The sequence below is a fragment of the Bifidobacterium kimbladii genome, assembly GCF_032193675.1.
Lineage (GTDB): Bacteria > Actinomycetota > Actinomycetes > Actinomycetales > Bifidobacteriaceae > Bombiscardovia > Bombiscardovia kimbladii.
In genome coordinates, this window is record NZ_JASTZZ010000004.1 from 189,955 (window position 1) to 207,326 (window position 17,372).

Genomic DNA, 17,372 nt, shown 5'->3' on the forward strand with positions numbered 1-17,372 from the left:
TAAAAGGCTAACTTTCTCCAGGAGGCACACGGTCCTAGCCTGCACATCAGCGACCTGCCCGAGTCGCACTTCGTGGTACAGTAGTTTCCGTTGCCCCGGTAGCTCAGGGGATAGAGCACTTCTCTCCTAAAGAAGGTGTCGTGCGTTCGAATCGCATCCGGGGCACCCTGAAAGTTCAGGCATAAAGAAATACCTGGCTTTGCTCCCTGCATTCATTTTCAAGCCCAATGACTTTTGTATTCTGACGCGTCGCCTCAAGTATTCCCTGCTAACCTGTATCCACTGCATCCCTACATGTACATTGGCATGGGTTGCCCGTCCTGGACGAGGTATCGGTACTGTTAGTCAGACTTATACGCGGTTCGGCTGACACAGGTGCCGGGCAGACCATTGAAATCAGAGCAGCCAATCAGGCACGGGCTGACTTACACCATGTGCTGATTGCTGTGTTCGTTTGACCGTCCCCAGCCGAAGGTAAGAGGACATTACAAGTCAGGGCCGTCCATCTGTGTTCCCTGTGTCTGCTCAGGGATGGAGAACGGCATGTCATCCCCGTTATCTCTCTGCTCGGCCAGCAGTGCCTGCTGCCTGTTCCACCTGGCCAAATGATGAATGATCGTTTGATCATTGTTGAGATAATAAGCAGCCAGCTCCCGGTTGAACCAGGTCCTGTCCTTATCAATGGTAGGCACGGTCAGCGGATATTGGTCGCCGTGCGCGATCAGCAACCCATTGCCGGCGAGCAACGCGGTCCTCTTATTGCCGTCACCGAATGGCTGCATCTTGGCTAAGCCAGCGAAAAGGCGCACCGCATCCTCCAGGATGTCTTCTCCAGTTGCTCCCTCAACAGTGCCTCTTATCAGGTATGCAAGGGTGGCGGAATCAGGCACGGGCGGCTCATACTTCCCCAAAGGGGTATTGACCATGACAGGGGTGCGTTCGTCGCGCAGCTTGCCGGGTTCCATGGCGGCAGTCCTTGTCAGCTGTGCGTTGATGGACTTCACGTACTCCAGATCGATCGGCTTGTGTGCATAGTCGTAGTGCAGGGTATATTCTGCGGCCTGTCGCAGGTCAAGCAGAAGGTTGTAGTCAGCCTTGGAATTGACGACCTGGGGATTGCCCGTGCACAAGAACTCCTCAGTAGCTATGAAGGTCGACTGCAACCCATCAAAAGTGCGGCCCATGGAGTACAGAAGCCCTGCAAGTTGTTTGGTGCTCAGTGATCCATGCCCGCTCATGTGCGTTTCCTTCCGTTCATGTGCTGCTTATTCTCTCATGTCAGCCATGCTTTGCGTCGGCTGTTTTCACCTGGCTTCCGACCAACAGGCAGGCCGTGAGTTGCTTACAGCTGATTTAGCATTGACCTCTTCGGCGACATCGATCGAAAAGAGCTATACACAATAAGTTGTGTCACCACACACGCCAGTTACGGTTATCGAAGAACACCCTAGTATTGCTCATCGGTACATAAAGGCAAAGATGGAGCCACAGTCTTCAATCTGATTCTCACTGCCATCAGTGTAAATTGAATACTGCAGGCCTACACCACGATACGTATGCAAGAGTCGGCCAGGGAAAGACCATCTCTCCCTGGCCGACCATTCATTACAGAACTACTCTGCAGAGCCTGGCTTGCTACTTTTTCACCGTGTAGCCCTGCTGCTTGGCGTAGTTCTGCAGATCCTTCTGCCAAGCTGCAATCCCCTGATCCAGCGTGGCCGACTTGGAGGTGAAAGCGGTCATCTTGTCACCGTAGATTCCACGTGCGTAGACCTCAAAGGGCAGGAACTTGTAACCAGGCAGAACGTTCTTGGCGGCCTGCGACAGGACCTCGTTGAACTTCTGACCGCCGAAGTAGGCGTTGTCCTTGCCGTCGGCATCCTTCAAACTGGTCATCGAAAGGAACTCGTTGGACTTCAGCGTGTTGTTGTCAGCCGGGAAAGCGCCGCCATCGACACGGGTCTTAATGCCCTCGGCGTTATGGCAAGCGTATTCCAAGAACTTATATGCAGCCTTGCTCTTCGAGTCGTCCTTGGTCTTGATCATAGCCAGCGAAGACCCGCCGTTTTCAGAATTCTCTGTTCCGCCCTTTTCCCAGGTCGGCATCTGCGCCACACGCCACTTGCCGGAGGCATCAGGGGCACCGGACAGCAGGTTGTAGGGCATCCAGGCGCCGGTGAGCAAGGAGGCGATTGATCCGTCGTTGAGGCCCTTGTTCCAGTCGTCCGACCATCCGGGAATCTTCGTGTTGATCAAGTCCTCGTTGATCATCTTCTGCCAGTAGTCGTCCCACTGCTTGACCTTGGGGTCACCGGTCAGATTGATGGTGACGGTCTTGCCATCCTTGCTGGTCGCAAAGGGCTTGGCGCCGGCCTGCCAGGTCATGGAATCGAAGAATCCTGCATCGCCTGAGTCCGAGGTAATGTAGGAACCAACAGCCTTGATCTTCTTGGCCGCCTCGTAATACTCATCCCAGGTCGTTGGGACCTCGGTCACTCCGGCCTTGTCGAACACTTCCTTGTTGTAGAACAGAGCCATGGGGCCGGAATCCATAGGCAGCGCGTAGACGCCCCCATTCAAATTCACTGAATCCCAAGTGCCTGGCGTGTAGAAGCTCTTGTATCCGGAGGCGCCCATGTCAGACAGATCCTGCAGCTTGTCCTGAGTGGCATATTCGGGCAGTGCATAATACTCGACCTGTGCAAGGTCAGGGGCGCCCTTGTTGGCGGACAGGGCATTGTTCAAGGCCGTGTACTCTTTTTTGTTGGTGCCGACATTGGTGACCTTCACCTTGATGTCAGGGTTCTTGGCTTCGAATCCTTTGACTGTTCGAGGAAGGGTCGAATCCCAGGACCAGACCAAGATTTCGGTCTTCCCGTCTTTGCCCGACGCAGAAGAACCGCTGCCGGATCCACCGCAGCCGGCGAGTCCGAACGCCATGGCTACAGCACCTGTCAGGGCTATGACCTTCGTCATCTTTTCGAACCTCATTGTCCCTATCTCCTTTTCTGTTGTCCTTGGCAACAACACATGACTACTGATATCTTTCACTGTCCTATGGCTCTTCGCCTATAGCACGGTTTTGGTTTTTGTTATTCTTTGACGGCTCCTGCGGCGAGGCCGGATTGCCAGTATTTCTGCAGGAGGAGGAAGGCGATGACCAGGGGGATGATGGTGACCAGGCTGCCGGTGATGACCAGGTTCTGGATGGCCTGCCCGCCCGCGGTGCTGGCCTGGTCCTTCCACTGGTTCAATCCGATGGTCAGCGGGTACCAGTCCGCGTCCTTGAGCATGATCAGGGGCAGGAAGTAGTTGTTCCAGGTCGCCACGATCGTGAACAGGGCGCAGGTCACGATCCCCGGAGCCAGCAGGGGCAGGCTGATCGTGCGGAAGGTGCGCCACTCCGAGGCGCCGTCCACGCGCGCCGCCTCCAGCAGCTCCCCGGGCACGGCCTGGTCCGAGAAGATCCACATCAGGTACAGGCCGAAGGGGCTGATCAGGCTGGGGATGATCATGGCCCAGGGCGTGTTGGTCAGCCCCAGCTTCGCGAACAGCAGGAACTGCGGGACCGCCAGGGCGATGCCCGGCACGCTGATCGCGCCCAGCACCACCGCGAACACCGCCTTGCGGCCCGGGAACCGGAACTTGGCCAGCGCGTACCCGCCCATCACCGCCAGCAGCGTGGCGCCGCCCGCGCCCACCACCACGTACATGAGCGTGTTCGCCAGCCAGCGGGCGAAGATCCCGTCCTGGTAGGAGAACACCTCCCGGATGTTGTCCCACAAGGCGAACGAACGGCCCGGCCCCAGGCCGAACGTGCTCGTGAAATCCGCCTGCGTCTTCGTCGCGTTCACCAGCAGGTAGGCGAACGGGAACAGGCAGTACACGGCGAACACGCCGCACGCCAGCGTCAGCCACACCGACCGGCGCGGATTCGACGGGTTCGAGAACCCGCTCGACGCCGCACGACGCCGCTCAGCCCGCTCGTCCGCCGCCACCCGGCGCGCCCGCGCACGCTCCGCCGCCCGCACCCGGCGGCCCTCAGCATCCAGCACGCTCATCGCATCTGCTCCCTCATGCTCCGCAGCTGCACCGCATACGCCACCAGCATCGTCAGCGCCGCCATCACAATAGCCAGCGCAGCCGCATAATTGGACTGATTGCCCGAAAAACTCAGATTATACGCATACATGTTCGGCGTGTAATACGTCGTGATCGCATTGCCCGGCACCATGTTCTGCATCACGCTCGGCTCGTTGAACAGCTGGAACGAGCCGATGATGCTGAAAATCACCGTGATCGCCAGCGAGCCCCGCAGCTCCGGCAGCTTCACCCGGCGCACCACCTGCCACTCGCCCGCCCCGTCGATCGCCGCCGCCTCGTACAAGGAGCGCGGCACCGTCGACAGCGACGAATAGAAGATCAGCATGTTATACCCCGTGAACTCCCACGTATTGATGTTCCCGATCGCCGCCAGCAGCACCGACGGCTGCAGCACGTCCACATGCGTGCCCAGCCACGCGTTCAACGAGCCCACCAGACCATACTTCGCCCCGTACATGAACCCCCACACCAAAGCCGACACCACCGCCGGCACCGCATACGGCAGAAACGTCGAAATACGGAAGAACCGCATCCCATGCAGACGCAGCGAATCCAAAGCCAGGGCCATCAACGCCGACAGGCACAGCATGATCGGCACCTGCACCACCGTGAACACCACCACCCGGCGCACCGACGACCAGAACTGCCCATCAGCCAGCAGACGACGATAATTCGCCAACCCCACAAACACCGTCCCCCCGACCATCCGATGCTGAAACAAGGAAATCCACACCGCATACAACACCGGCACCACAAACACCACCACAAACACCACAGCAAACGGCCCCATAAACAACCAACCACGCCAACGAGAACCCATGTGGCCCCGGGGCGCACTACTCGATTGGGCAGCAGCGCCGCTAGTAACAGCAGCCATATTTGACCTTCTCCCTCGAAGCTCTGCAACAACACAAACAATCAAGCTCCGACCATATCGAACAGCAATGGACGTTCACCGGATGTTTTCGTTACCATAATAGCATGAATCAGAGAAACCAGCATTCTCTTAATCTCTGATATACTGGTGTTTATAAAAATGGTGTCGCAAACATATTGTCTGCCACCAAGGAGCAACCGACGCTAAGGACGGCAAGCTCCCATGAGCTGGATCAGGTAGGCATGGGACGGAAGAAACAGGTATCGATACAAGACGTCGCACGGTTTGCCGAGGTATCGCCGCAAACGGTGTCGCGAGTCGTCAATGACAGCACAGCTGTGCGCCCCCACACCAGGCAAAAAGTGCTGAACGCCATGGAAACCTTGGGCTATCGACCGAATTATGCCGCCAGGGCATTGAAACACGGCCGGTTCAACAATATTGGCATCGTCCTGTTCAACATCACCACATTTGGCAATGCGCGCATCCTGGACGGCGCTGTGGAAGCCGCATCAGAATTCGGATATGCGGCAACCGTCCACGTAGTCAACCACTCATCGGACGTTACCTTGGCGGACATCGTAGAGCAGATGAAGCAGTTGCCTGTCGACGGCGTTATTGTGGTACTTGAACAAAGGGTCGTCGATTTCGATCGATTTAAACCCAGCAAGGAGCTACCTGTGGTCCTCATCACCGAGAAGCCTTCCGCTCATTGCCCCACTATCGATGCCGACCAATACGGATGCTCGACTTCGGCTGTCGAATATTTGCTCAAAAAAGGCCACCGCACTGTTTACCACATCTCAGGCCCCTCAACCTCACGAGCTGCGGAAAGCCGGGCCAAGGGATGGAGAGACGTTCTTCAGGCTCACGGCATCCCAGTGCCGCCTACTTATATAGGCGACTGGGAAGCAGACAGCGGATATGAGGCAGGACGAGCCTTGGCGCATGAAGCTGATTGCACAGCCATCTATGCAGCCAACGACCAGATGGCTTATGGAGCCATTGAGGGCCTCAAAGACTCCGGCAAAAGAGTACCTGAAGATGTCAGCGTGATCGGTGTCGACGATTCTCTGATCGGAACGGTCCCAAGATTGAGTCTGACTACCATGCGCATGGATTTTGAAACCATCGGGCGTGAGGCCTTTGCCAAAGTCAAGCTCCAGTGTGAGGGAGAATACGTTCCTACAAACACCAAGACGCTTATTCCGGCAAAGTTGATCCAGCGCGGATCGGTCAGCGACATCAGCCAGCGTCAGGAATAATCAGGGTAAGGTCAGCGACCCCCTCCCCTAAACCATCCCGTTTCAGCATCATTGCCTTGGCCCAAGTAGATGTCAGATCACTGGTGCCTAGCCGGGCAGCAAACAGCCATTGAACGCCGGTTCGACCAACGTGATCTGGCTGCCTTCGACCGCATGCTGGCCTATTTCATCACTCTGAACTCCGATGATTCCTCCCTGGCCGGAAAGAAGTCTCGCTCATGAGCGCAACCCAGGCAAGCCCCCGCAGGGTCATCGGTGCAGTGGTAGCCACTAGCATCATGTCCTTCTGCGGCGTGATCGTGGAAACGGCTATGAACATCACCTTCCCGGCCCTCATGAGCCATTTCAGTATCAGGATCTCAAGCGTGCAATGGATGACCACCCTCTACCTGCTGGTCGTCGTCTCCATCACCCCGCTCTCAGAAACCGCAGTGGAATTAATATCCAATACCCGAATCATGTCGTGCAGACCAGGGAAAGCCGAGCCCCTCGGGCATCGATCCCAAACAAGCAGGCCAAGTAAGGTTAAGACTCCGATTCTGATATCAATACTAAGACGGGGCAGGAGCCATCATGCCCCTGCCCCGCCTTGGAGACCCGAATCGTCAGGATTCCTGCTGCCCATTCTGGTCCGTCAGGTCACCACGACCAGTGACGACCGCGTCAGCCTGCGAGCGCCGACGCAGATAGCGTCTAATGAATAGAACCTCGGCGGCAATCGCGAGTATGGCCGTGAGTACATCCACGCCGATCACCATCTTCTTCCATGCTGGCATGGCATTCGCCTTGGCTCCACCGTCGTCATAGGCGCCGCTGTTCACCACCGTGTAGAGGATGTGCTTGCTGGCTTGACGCAGATACTTCACCGACGACGGGGACTTGGGATTGTCGACCACATTGGGACCATTCCCATACGTCGAGAGCATGGCATCGACTCCATTGGGCAGAGCGTTGTCTGCATTCATGAAGCCACGGCCGTCAGCCCCGAAGGAGTCCGTAAGAGCCATGCCCTTGAAACCCCATTCGTTGCGCATGATCGTGTTGATCCACCCCTGTTCTCCGGACCACTTGGTGCCTACGTAGTCCCAGCCGACCATGGTCGCGTCGGCTTTGCCTTGTTTGACGGACATCTCGAAGGGCCGCAGATAGATCTCCCTGGCCGCCTGCTCATTGGACCAGATGCTGACCATCATCGCATTCGAATCGTAGAGGGCGAAATGCTTGATATAGGCGTATACGCCCTTGGATTTGGCTCCTGCCACTGCATTGGCACCAATGACTCCGGCAAGTTCGCCATCCTCTGAGAAGTACTCAAAGTTTCGGCCGCCAATGGATGTCCTATGAGTGTTCATCGCCGGCGCATACCAGCCAACGATGCCCATCTCACGTGCCATCTTCCCCATGATCTCGCCGTACTGCCGCGCCAGGTCCGCACTCCAAGTATTGGCCAGAACCACTGCTACCGGGAATCCGAGCGAACCCTTCTTGGTGAAGTTGTTGTTGATGGCTGCAGGACCATCCGCATCCGTCGTCGCCACCTTGCCGATGGAGTCGACAGCAGCAGTTTGGAAGCCAGCCATCGAGGTGAGATCGGACATGTCCTTGACTGACATCTGATCAAGCAGCTTGTCCCAGCGGGGGTCATCAGCCGACGCGCCGCGCAATTGAGCCAGCTTCAGATGGTTCTTGGCACCCGTGGTGGGCATGGCATCCTGCTTGCGGGTGTATGTAGCCCTGTCGAAGTCAGCGTTTGTATGGTACTGGTCGACATACTTCTTGGGCAGTTCCTTCAGCGCAGGGGCAGTAGTCGCCTGCTCATAGTTGGCGAAATGATCCTTGCGGGATAGATAGTTGACATCGCCGGCAACTTCGTCGATATGATTGGTCGCCACTGTCTTGTCGCTGGGCCTGGGATTGCCTTTTCCATAGACCACGTCCTTATCGACTGTATATTCCTTATGATCGATCGCGTGATGTGAGTCGGACTTGATGGAGATCTCGTAAGCACCGCGTTCAAGCACATAGGCCTTGTGACCCAGATAGTCATAGGAGGCTAGCCGTTCCTTGGGAATGGACACCTTGATGGTCTGGGACTGCTTGGGATCCAGCAGACGGGTCTTTTTCAATGCGATCAGGTTGGCTGTGGCTTTCTCCAGGCCGCCGTTGGTGTAAGGCGGATTGGAGTACACCTCGACCGTATCCTTGCCCGAAGCGGATCCGGTATTGGTGACGGTGACGGCGAACCCGAGCGAATCGCCCTCGTCTTTGATATCGGACATTTTCTGGCTGAAACTGGTGTAGCTCAGGCCGTAGCCGAATGGGAACTGAACCGTGGAGTCGTAGTCGATGGCACCTTCGGAGGCGGCCGTCTCGTAATACTTGTACCCGACGTAGATACCCTCCACGTAGTTGATGTATGACGGCTTGAGCTTGAAGGTGACGCCCTTAGCCACCGGCAGGCTGACGGCCTTGCTTTTGAGATTCTCATAGTCCGTGGCTGCGGCATTGTTCCACCACGGCGCCTTGCGCATGTCATAAAGGAAGGTGTCGGTCGTACGTCCAGACGGATTGATGCGACCGGACAGGATTTCCCCCAAGGAATCGAATCCGACATTGCCGGGCGCAGGAACCCAGAGGGCGGCACGAATCTGAGGATGATCTCTGAGGAATCCCAACTGCATGGGGTTTGATCCGTTGTAGAGGAAAATGACCTTGTCGAAGTTTTTGCAGACCAGATCGATCATGTCCCGCTCTGTGCGCGACACCTGCAGATACGATTCCCCTGGTTGGAAGTCTGCATATTTGTCGGAATTGTTGCGGTATTTGTCGGCAGGCAGCTGGCTCATGTCCTGGGGCATGTCGTTGTAGCCCTCGCCGCCGACCCTGGCCAGCGTGATCACTGCAGTATCCGAGAAAGCCTTGGCCTTGGCCATGACATCATCGGTGTAGCGGTCTGCAGTGACTTCGGGCAGCGACCAACCCTTGTTGAAGGTGCTGTTTGAGGAATCTCGCTTGCCAAGTTTGGAATACAACGCGCTCAGGTCATCATTGGTCTGGAAACCGGCCTTATGCAGACCATCCTTGAGGGATTGGATATCATAGCTGGCATTGATGGCGCCCGACCCCGTCCCTCCGTAAACTGGATTCTCAGAGGCCCAACCGAAGAGATTGAGCTTCTTGGTGTCGGTGAGTGGCAGAAGGCCATCATCGTTCTTCAGCAGTACGAATCCTTCTCCTGCGATGGATTTGGCCACCTTGCCAGCCTTGGCGGTGGTCGCGTCCGAAATCGTCGCCTTTCCTGCCGCATCCGAGTTCATGGACAAATTCAACAGCGTGGACATGGGCCCTGTCAGTATCATGCTGATCACAGCAACCAGGGCCACCAAGGGCACAGCTATGGCGTTGGACCGGACCAGTTTGCGGACCGGAACGGACCAAAGATGAGCGAGCGCCGCAACAATAATGGCGGCAATGACGATGAGCGCGAAGACTACCAGATACCATTTGATGGCATCTATGACTCCCACCACGTCAGACCATGCTATCTGGAGCATGCTTAACCTCCTCGTTGAAATGAAGCTCCCATGCGGCCGGACCAAGGCAATGTCACAGCCCCAAAGCCATCAACACAGATAGCCAGGAGACTTCGAAAAGTTATGTCTGTAGAAGCCAACACTATCGGACGCGCTTACAGCCATCAATGTCCAGGCACAACCTGTCATTATGCATGCATGATTTGCGAAGGGCCTGGCTAATATTGATATTGAATTGCTGACTCATGCCGCCATTTACCTCTCTATGCGATGGCTGACAACGATCAGCACCAGCGCAACTGTAACCAGGGCCACAGCCACGATGGGGAAGAAATAGACCTGCTGATCGAACAGGGCCATGAAGGCGTAGTAGATAAGCACCCACCAGAGGAAATAGCCGGAGGATCCGCTCTCGCCCAAAATCAGGGAGGGCATGGTCAGCGTGAAGAAGGCGAAGGTGGTAACAGCATTGATGATGGCATTCAGATTGAAATGTTTGATCGCGCCAACAGAACCAACCAATGGCCAGAACCTTGAGCAGCCGCTGTGACTTCAGGTCTGCAGACGATGGGGATCACACGCGTCATGCTAATACTCGGCAAACATAATCAACATTCGACCACTGATGATACAGGTCTGCAAATTTTAGTGTACTTCTTAAATAAAGAGCTAAACTTTCTATAGCAATAAACGCTCTTCTAGCTTGTGAAACATAAATCTAATTACAGTGTTGTGAAACCTCCTCCACCTGCCTAAGGAGAACTGATGAAAAAGGTAAAGGCTTTTGGACAGACGAACTTTGATCCGGCAGAGACGCATCAGCGGGATTCCCAGGGACGCATGGGACGGCTCAAGGCATTGCCGAACCAGTTCTGTAACGAAGCTAGGACGGCTGCGGCTATATGGAAACGAATAATTACCCTCGTAGCAGTATTGATGAGTGTGGCCCTGTTTTCGGGCTGCCAGGGGGCGAATCAGTCAGAGCCGTCAGTGGAACAGGCCTCCAATTATTTTTCATCTTTGACAAAGTACGACGTTTCTGGTGACGGCAGTATCAAAACTATCTCTGCAAACAAATCAGGAACCCTGTACGTACTTGCACGGCGGGCTGACCTTAAGCAGACAAAGCCCGAGCAATGCAAGGTAAATGGGCAATCCATGCAGCGCTCTTCTTCAAACTTGAATTATCCAGCAGGCGACGGGCAGAATTTCTTCCCATTCGCACAAATCGACATTAAAAAGGGCAACTCGCACAAGCTCACATGCAACCAGACGGATGGTGTCGAAATGATCGCATTGCTCGATCCTCACGTTCGAAGCCTGCCAAAGCAAGCCGCATAATTCCGCTAAGAGCGTTCTCTCGCCGATACGGCACGTCGCCCTATTGATTGCTAGAAGACCAAACATGAAAGAATGAAATGGGGGAACGTGTGGCATAAAGCCCTGCAGGTATTTATTACATTCGCAACGGCCGTACCAGCACTCGCTCCAGCAGCGGTGGCCCGCATTCAGTGCGGACCATCCTCGATAACAAACTGCTATCTGAACCCCGTCATTGAGGCGTCATCGATCTAAAGCGACACCATAACCTAAGAATAATTTCTCACTCTTGTGTGTGGCCTAGGGTCTATTTGAAATGCTATTGGCATTCTCATCCACAACTATAACGTTCAAACCTAAGCCGAGCCATATCGCATTCTCCAGCGGATACAGCAGAGTACTTTGAACGAGACAGCATCATAGTCTTCCGCGAGCAATGTCAGCATGGCAGGAAACCCTCCGGATAATCAGCACCCATGGCTAACGCTCAATTCCCCATCAATCAGCCAATACCACAAGATCCACCCTGACTATAACCACGATTCCCAAGCGGCTTTTAACTCTGTAGCCACCGGTTCCAATCGAAACCTCCGCCGTGGCCTTTCGGTACTGCAGGCGCAGGCACCAAGGCGGATCCGCCGCCAAGGTCCACAGAAGGCCGTTCGGCAACCGCAGCGCCACAGGTGGCGGATCCGCCCCATCTGCTTTTCAAAGCGGCTAGTTCAATCTTCAGGACTATCCCAACCTGTGGAATCAAATGCAGCAAGGCCATGAGGGACCAGCAATCGACATCGATGGCAACTACTTCGCCGATTGTTATTAGCAAACAGGCTTCGATGGGCTCTTACGGAACCGGAGCGGGAGTCCGTTAATACAACGGAGCTGCTATGTTCAGACTCCTCAATCGTGGCCTGAATACGGCCATTTATAAAACGACTCCGGTGTCGATCGTGAAGCCGGAGTTAAAAAAACCAAAGACTGCTATAGATCACATAACATCTGACTCTGTTTTGACAAATGGCTCAATCATGTACTTTCGAGGATATCATCGATAAGTACCACAATCACTCTTTGATGCCCATCCAGATCGCATCAGCAGACCACTCTTCAGTACTTTTATTATACAATTACTTATTATTTTCCATTCGGTTATCTCGTTCGCTCATTACTTCTGAGCTCTCCACAGTACAACTCCTTGGCTCACTTCAGTCAGAGTCGTATGGCGTGACGACCCTGCGGAATGCATCCTCCATCCCTTTTAAATCCACCACGGCAACGACCTTGGGGCCCGGGTGCTCTCCTGCTAGAACACTTTTCGCCATTGGATGCCCCAACTGGCCTCATACGCTACGAAAGTCCAGTATGTTCGCTGGGTGCGGTCATTGTTCTCGCAGAAAGGATCAATCATGTTCACGTAGTTGAAATTGACGTCCAGCCTGCTAACAAACATTTCCTGTCCACTCGCTTGAGCAGGTTGTCCTCGGCCAGCATTGCACTCGAATTATTGAATGCTTGTGAAAAAAGAAGGCCGGCTGAAACAGCCGGCCTCATACCCTGCTCATGTCGACTGATCACAGTTTCCCCGACAAGCAATTTTCAATTTTTTAAACAATTACAACCGGACTCTTTATAGTCAATGCCAAAGTTCATCGCCACAAGTTAAGGCCTCAACATTTCATTCCCTCATAGAGATCGAGCCGAGATCAGACCCCTACGACAGGTCTAGTCCTCACCCCTCTCCTTCAACAATCTCTGATATTTCTCATATCACTGCAACATGATTGATTCAGCCTCATCTTCACTTAGAAGTAGTGCATCAGGATTGCAGCTTATGACGGCCTCGGGATGATTGATGAGTCCCTTGATCACCTGAACGGGTTATCGCATCCATTTCCGCCTGATTCTCAACCGTTACTCGCTTAGTCATCTTGGGACAAGCTCAATACTGTCGGTTAAAAACACAAATAAGCGAAACACGAAGCTTTCACGCATTTGAAGACCAAAGTCTGTATAGCAGCATTCACGGCCAAATAAAAATAAATATAGACCCGCAATAAGCAAGGCAAGAAGGCCTAAACACACGCTGTGCTTTGAGACCCAGAATACCCCTCAATACAATTCTCTATAAAAATCAAGCATTACCGCTATATATCCACTGTCATCGCCTTAACGAGGCTACAAATTTAAGAGTAAACAAGTATTGAAATGTGACCAATCTACTGCAGATTAGCAGCAATCAAAAAATGTGTATTGACAATGCCACGAGGTTCGTTGCACGAAACACAATGAGCCAGGATTCGACCTCATATGCACCAGCCGGCAAATTTGCCCACTAGTAATCTTGGTTACAGCTCCATTGTCTCGTAGCCATCAGGGTCCTTGCCGAACTCCTTGGTGATCTTGTCCCAGAACGCAGTCTGGGACTGCAGCTCTCTGTCCTCGTCAGTAATGACAGTGGCCCTTTCCAAGGTATACCCGTAAGGTGTCTTAGTCATCTTGTAAAGCGGCGACGCGGACTTCCCCAACATTATACGCCCTCTCGAGTCAGGGGACACAAGCGTGGACTCCCCGACCTGCTGTGGCTGAGTCGACTGTGCTACCTTCATGTTCATTCGTCTCCTTTAATCATCAGCGAGCGCTGCCCTGTCATCCACGGCTTGTTCCCGCCTTTTCTACACAGTAGCACAAGCGCTACTGCTAGTCCATATGTGTTTTAAGCATCATATGGGTTTTGTTGCATTGTGTGCATTATTCACAATAGGTGATATGATAATAGCCATGAATAGTGTTAACGATCATGCGCAGTCGCGCCTGAGATACGAGCAGCAAGCCAAGGCCCAGCTCAAGCAGTACCGGGATATGGATACCCCCATCTATTTGTGCTTCAAAAGGGTGTTGGAAGCCATTGACATCCAGGGGCCTATGGTGCCGGGTGCTGTCCAAGTGCATTTCGAACATTGCAAGCAGATGGTGCATTACGTGCGCTTTACGGCCCCAGGCTCGGGGTACGACGAATACATGGTGGTTTGGGAAGAGTCCTGGGCGCGCGACAAGGACAGTTATGGCAGCCGGGCTGTCATCCATTTCATCGGCCGGTGCGAAAGCATATCACCACAAGGCCGTCCATTTCCTTCTCATGGTTAACACCAATTGGCAAGCGTCCAGGCAGATTTTAACAGCACGCTCGGCCATAACCTTAGGACGAGACGATTTTGGCAAGATAATATGACCACGATAACGCCTTCAGTGTCCATCTACGACGGCTTACTAGTCTGTTCTTACTCGGATCGAATATAAGTTGAGCAATTTCAGCGAATGAATACCGTAAGCCCGTTATGCTGCTTCGGCGGTTCGTTGCTCTGCGGCAACTGTTAAAGTCAAATTTGCAATCATCGAAATTTATTTTTTTGATTCTTGCACCCGATATTGTGCATACTAGATGATTAAATCTAGCAGAAGTCAAGAACCGGATGGGCGACTAGTAAATATTGCTAAATTACAATTAACTTAGGCCTTCTGTGAAAATCCGGCAAGAATCAGCATTGAATATATAGTTCATTCAATTTATTTAGTATTTGCAAAACCAATTCTGTGACATTCTAATTCCAACATTTACAAACGGCTTCGGATTATTTCAGCATGCCTATAATTTGTATATGGACTCTGCAAACAAAGACAAGATTGAGCATGCCGCACACGCGCATACTGCATACTTGCTAGAAAATTCAGAAGACTATGCCGAGTCCAGTAATGAGTGCAGCCTTGCCTTCAAGCGGATAACTCCACTCTACGTTGGCTTGCCTCAGCAAACCACTGAATTCCTCTCTACGGCGCAAGCCTTGCTCGCGGTTACGGCATCGCATTTCAATGACAGAATCGGCCGCCATCTATGGGCTAAAGACAGCCGTATCCTGATAACTTTACATAAAGTACTAAAAAACTTCACCCAGGTCATTGAAGTAGAAGCAGGATGCACGCTACGAACCAAGCCAGCAAGTCTCAAAAAGCAGATTGAATACGATCAAAAATTTCTGCAACAATCGTATGGAAGCGACATCCCAGAGGGCACGCCGGAATATAACATATATTTATTACAAAATTCACCTGTATTCTTCTTAGATCCACCGTTGCAGATCCCCGACCAAGTTACAAAGGGTAGCCTTATAGCAAACCCGCGTCTTATCGATCATGAAATGACAAGTCACAGAAAACTTTACAACGTGTTTATCAGTTCCACCTTTGAGGACATGGCAGACGTCCGAAAGGCCGTACTGGAGCAACTACAACACACTGAAGACTACAACCCTATCGGCATGGAACAGTTCGCCGCCACAGATGAGAGCCAACTCGATTACATTCGGGACAGGATGGAAGTCACTGACCTTTATGTGCTTATCCTAGGCGGCCGGTATGGCACCCTTCTCTCTGACAACAGTATAAGCTACACACATAAAGAATATAGGATGGCTCAGGCGATGCCAAACATCAAGGTGCTGGCTTTCATATGCAAGGATCCCGAGCACCTTCCTTACAGTAGCTATGAACAGGATCCAGACAAACTTGAGCGGCTTAATAATTTCCGGGATGAGGTCAAGAACGACAGGCTTGCCCAATTTTGGAACGCCGGTGAAAGTCCCAAAGACATCGCTTATATGATTTACGAAGCTTTGAACCAACAAGACAAGAGTGGCCTGCAAGGCTGGGTCAGAGGACAAGAGCCAAAGAAGGCTCAGGATCATATCCTCAGAGATGCGGAACTGGAACTCTTAGACGCAACCACGTCGATAGACGGCCATGGAAAAGTTTTCGTTCCACAATATAGGAATAGCGGCTTTGTCCGCATGAAGTTTAGCGGAAAGATTGGTGTTCCTAAACTGCTGCAGATGTTGCAGCCCTCAATACAGGCCCCTATCAATACGGATCAAGCAAAACTGGACCTCGACCTAGACATAAGCTCACATATCGACGCAAAAGACTTCCACATGGCACTTTGGTGCTGGAGGGACTTGCTGACGCGCCTAACGACTCACAAACTAGTACAAATCACACCGGCTAAAGACGAAATTGCAGAAACAACCGTAATTACAGAAGTCGGCACCGAATTTATTCGCCGACATCCGGAAAAGACCGTAGATCTTGCGTGGAATCCCAACGCTCTCATGGGAGAAGAGGAACTATGACAGCTCGCATCGACAACGAGTATCAAGGCTTTCCGCCTTCCCAACATTCTCTATTTCAGACAAACCATCAATCTTTTAGCTAGGGGTCAGACTGACATTAAATCGAGCGCGAACCTCCTTAACTGTCTGAAGGATCACGCCAAAGACGCATCCAATCGGAGAGAGGATCGCAGGCAATAAACGACATAAAACTTCTCCCGAGTAAGCGGCCTTGGCTTAACACAAGATAGTTTGTCCAAACAGGATGGCCTGCAGTCCCCAGCACGACGGAGCAGCCCCATATTGTTTTTATTCGCCCAAAAAGCATTCATCATGCAATGCACTGCCGTCTCCTCCATTTTGTTTGTTTTAGACCCTCAGAGGTTATGCTAATGTGTCATTAGTAGCCAAAGTTGTCTTCGGCGCTTGACTCGTCGACTGTTGGGGATGATCGACAATACGGCTGCGATTCCTGGGGAAGGGGATCATACTAATGCCTCGTCAGCACTCGAACATAGCGACTCGACCGGCCTTGCTGGTGAGCCTGATGCTGGCTATTATCCTGCCCGCAAGCCTCCTGGTCTGCACTTATGCCACGGCAGACAACGCTGCAACCGAGTCCAGCGTGGCCGATGCAATCGCGCCGACCACACAAGGAAATAGCGGGGGGGGGGGGGGTCGTCAGACCCCTCATGTAGCTAAGCAACAGTCCAGCGATTCTCCTGACATCACCACCCAGCCAACAGGAACTGCAAACACTCCTACAGCAACAATTCCTACTTCGCCGTCTCCCCTGGCTACATCTTCCCCTCTGAATCCCACACAGCCGGCCCCTTCCATCTCTCCCACGCCGAACGAGACCAGCTCCTCCGACGACAAAGTCAACGCCGGGCTGCACGCGCGCGCCTCCACAACACACACCGTCAGCTTCAGCAATCCCCAAGGCACCGACACAACGCAAACAGTAAATGATGGCGAGCGCGTAAAACGTCCAGCAGATCCAACTCGAAACGGCTACCTATTCGACGGCTGGTTCATTAGTGATACACCAGTTGCCTACGATTTCAGCAAAACAGTCATCAACGATCTAAAGCTCACCGCCCATTGGAGCAAG

The 17,372-nt window shown here is 53.1% G+C and carries 12 protein-coding genes, 1 tRNA gene and 1 pseudogene; 7 read left to right on the forward strand and 7 right to left on the reverse strand.

Features of this window, described 5'->3' with window-relative positions:
- The first annotated feature begins 92 nt into the window (after positions 1-92).
- Positions 93-165 (forward strand) — tRNA-Arg (locus QRX41_RS06740).
- A gap of 320 nt (positions 166-485) precedes the next feature.
- Here the strand turns inward: QRX41_RS06740 and QRX41_RS06745 are convergent.
- The 4 genes from QRX41_RS06745 to QRX41_RS06760 form a co-directional block, all read right to left on the reverse strand.
- Positions 486-1,238 carry a Fic family protein gene (locus QRX41_RS06745; RefSeq protein ID WP_313839511.1) on the reverse strand — a complete coding sequence of 251 codons (753 nt, stop codon included), beginning with the start codon at positions 1,236-1,238 and terminating at the stop codon, positions 486-488.
- 397 nt (positions 1,239-1,635) lie between these two features.
- The gene (locus QRX41_RS06750; protein ID WP_313839513.1) at positions 1,636-2,991 is read right to left on the reverse strand and encodes an ABC transporter substrate-binding protein; all 1,356 of its coding nucleotides are present in this window, start codon (positions 2,989-2,991) and stop codon (positions 1,636-1,638) included.
- Positions 2,992-3,092: 101 nt separating this feature from the next.
- A complete protein-coding gene (locus tag QRX41_RS06755; protein ID WP_313839514.1) occupies positions 3,093-4,061 on the reverse strand; it encodes a carbohydrate ABC transporter permease in 969 nt (322 codons plus the stop codon).
- Positions 4,058-4,924 (reverse strand): carbohydrate ABC transporter permease, encoded by an 867-nt coding sequence (locus QRX41_RS06760; RefSeq protein WP_232349646.1) that lies wholly within the window; start codon positions 4,922-4,924, stop codon positions 4,058-4,060. The genes QRX41_RS06755 and QRX41_RS06760 overlap by 4 nt, the downstream gene beginning before the upstream one ends.
- Positions 4,925-5,223: 299 nt before the next feature.
- On the opposite strand from QRX41_RS06760, the gene QRX41_RS06765 reads away from it, so the two are divergent.
- Positions 5,224-6,246: a LacI family DNA-binding transcriptional regulator gene (locus QRX41_RS06765; protein WP_313839515.1), complete on the forward strand. Its 1,023-nt coding sequence runs from the start codon at positions 5,224-5,226 to the stop codon at positions 6,244-6,246.
- A gap of 69 nt (positions 6,247-6,315) precedes the next feature.
- Positions 6,316-6,468 carry a hypothetical protein gene (locus QRX41_RS06770; protein ID WP_313839517.1) on the forward strand — a complete coding sequence of 51 codons (153 nt, stop codon included), beginning with the start codon at positions 6,316-6,318 and terminating at the stop codon, positions 6,466-6,468.
- Between the two features lie 383 nt (positions 6,469-6,851).
- Here the strand turns inward: QRX41_RS06770 and QRX41_RS06775 are convergent, their stop codons facing one another.
- Positions 6,852-9,800: a glycoside hydrolase family 3 protein gene (locus QRX41_RS06775; RefSeq protein WP_313839519.1), complete on the reverse strand. Its 2,949-nt coding sequence runs from the start codon at positions 9,798-9,800 to the stop codon at positions 6,852-6,854.
- A gap of 234 nt (positions 9,801-10,034) precedes the next feature.
- Entirely contained in the window at positions 10,035-10,301 is a 267-nt protein-coding gene (locus QRX41_RS06780; RefSeq protein WP_313839521.1) for a hypothetical protein, read from the reverse strand.
- 243 nt (positions 10,302-10,544) lie between these two features.
- On the opposite strand from QRX41_RS06780, the gene QRX41_RS06785 reads away from it, so the two are divergent.
- Entirely contained in the window at positions 10,545-11,120 is a 576-nt protein-coding gene (locus QRX41_RS06785) for a hypothetical protein (RefSeq protein WP_313839523.1), read from the forward strand.
- A 2,324-nt stretch (positions 11,121-13,444) separates the two neighbouring features.
- Here the strand turns inward: QRX41_RS06785 and QRX41_RS06790 are convergent.
- Positions 13,445-13,705, reverse strand: a complete 261-nt coding sequence (locus QRX41_RS06790) for a hypothetical protein (RefSeq protein ID WP_313839525.1) — start codon at positions 13,703-13,705, stop codon at positions 13,445-13,447.
- A gap of 118 nt (positions 13,706-13,823) precedes the next feature.
- On the opposite strand from QRX41_RS06790, the gene QRX41_RS06795 reads away from it, so the two are divergent.
- The 3 genes and pseudogenes from QRX41_RS06795 to QRX41_RS08500 form a co-directional block, all read left to right on the forward strand.
- The gene (locus QRX41_RS06795) at positions 13,824-14,243 is read left to right on the forward strand and encodes a hypothetical protein (RefSeq protein WP_313839527.1); all 420 of its coding nucleotides are present in this window, start codon (positions 13,824-13,826) and stop codon (positions 14,241-14,243) included.
- Between the two features lie 512 nt (positions 14,244-14,755).
- On the forward strand, positions 14,756-16,279 hold the full coding sequence (locus QRX41_RS06800) for a DUF4062 domain-containing protein (protein WP_313839529.1): 1,524 nt from the start codon (positions 14,756-14,758) through the stop codon (positions 16,277-16,279).
- A 526-nt stretch (positions 16,280-16,805) separates the two neighbouring features.
- Positions 16,806-17,360: pseudogene (locus QRX41_RS08500) on the forward strand (InlB B-repeat-containing protein); the annotation flags it as partial.
- Between the last annotated feature and the right edge of the window lie 12 nt (positions 17,361-17,372).

Coding starts and splice junctions, on each gene's coding strand:
- QRX41_RS06760 (WP_232349646.1), bottom strand. CDS start 4,924: ATGGGTTCTCGTTGGCGTGGTTGGTTGTTTATGGGGCCGTTTGCTGTG.
- QRX41_RS06790 (WP_313839525.1), bottom strand. CDS start 13,705: ATGAAGGTAGCACAGTCGACTCAGCCACAGCAGGTCGGGGAGTCCACG.
- QRX41_RS06755 (WP_313839514.1), bottom strand. CDS start 4,061: ATGAGCGTGCTGGATGCTGAGGGCCGCCGGGTGCGGGCGGCGGAGCGT.
- QRX41_RS06775 (WP_313839519.1), bottom strand. CDS start 9,800: ATGCTCCAGATAGCATGGTCTGACGTGGTGGGAGTCATAGATGCCATC.
- QRX41_RS06785 (WP_313839523.1), top strand. CDS start 10,545: ATGAAAAAGGTAAAGGCTTTTGGACAGACGAACTTTGATCCGGCAGAG.
- QRX41_RS06750 (WP_313839513.1), bottom strand. CDS start 2,991: ATGAGGTTCGAAAAGATGACGAAGGTCATAGCCCTGACAGGTGCTGTA.
- QRX41_RS06795 (WP_313839527.1), top strand. CDS start 13,824: ATGGGTTTTGTTGCATTGTGTGCATTATTCACAATAGGTGATATGATA.
- QRX41_RS06800 (WP_313839529.1), top strand. CDS start 14,756: ATGGACTCTGCAAACAAAGACAAGATTGAGCATGCCGCACACGCGCAT.
- QRX41_RS06770 (WP_313839517.1), top strand. CDS start 6,316: ATGTCAGATCACTGGTGCCTAGCCGGGCAGCAAACAGCCATTGAACGC.
- QRX41_RS06765 (WP_313839515.1), top strand. CDS start 5,224: ATGGGACGGAAGAAACAGGTATCGATACAAGACGTCGCACGGTTTGCC.
- QRX41_RS06745 (WP_313839511.1), bottom strand. CDS start 1,238: ATGAGCGGGCATGGATCACTGAGCACCAAACAACTTGCAGGGCTTCTG.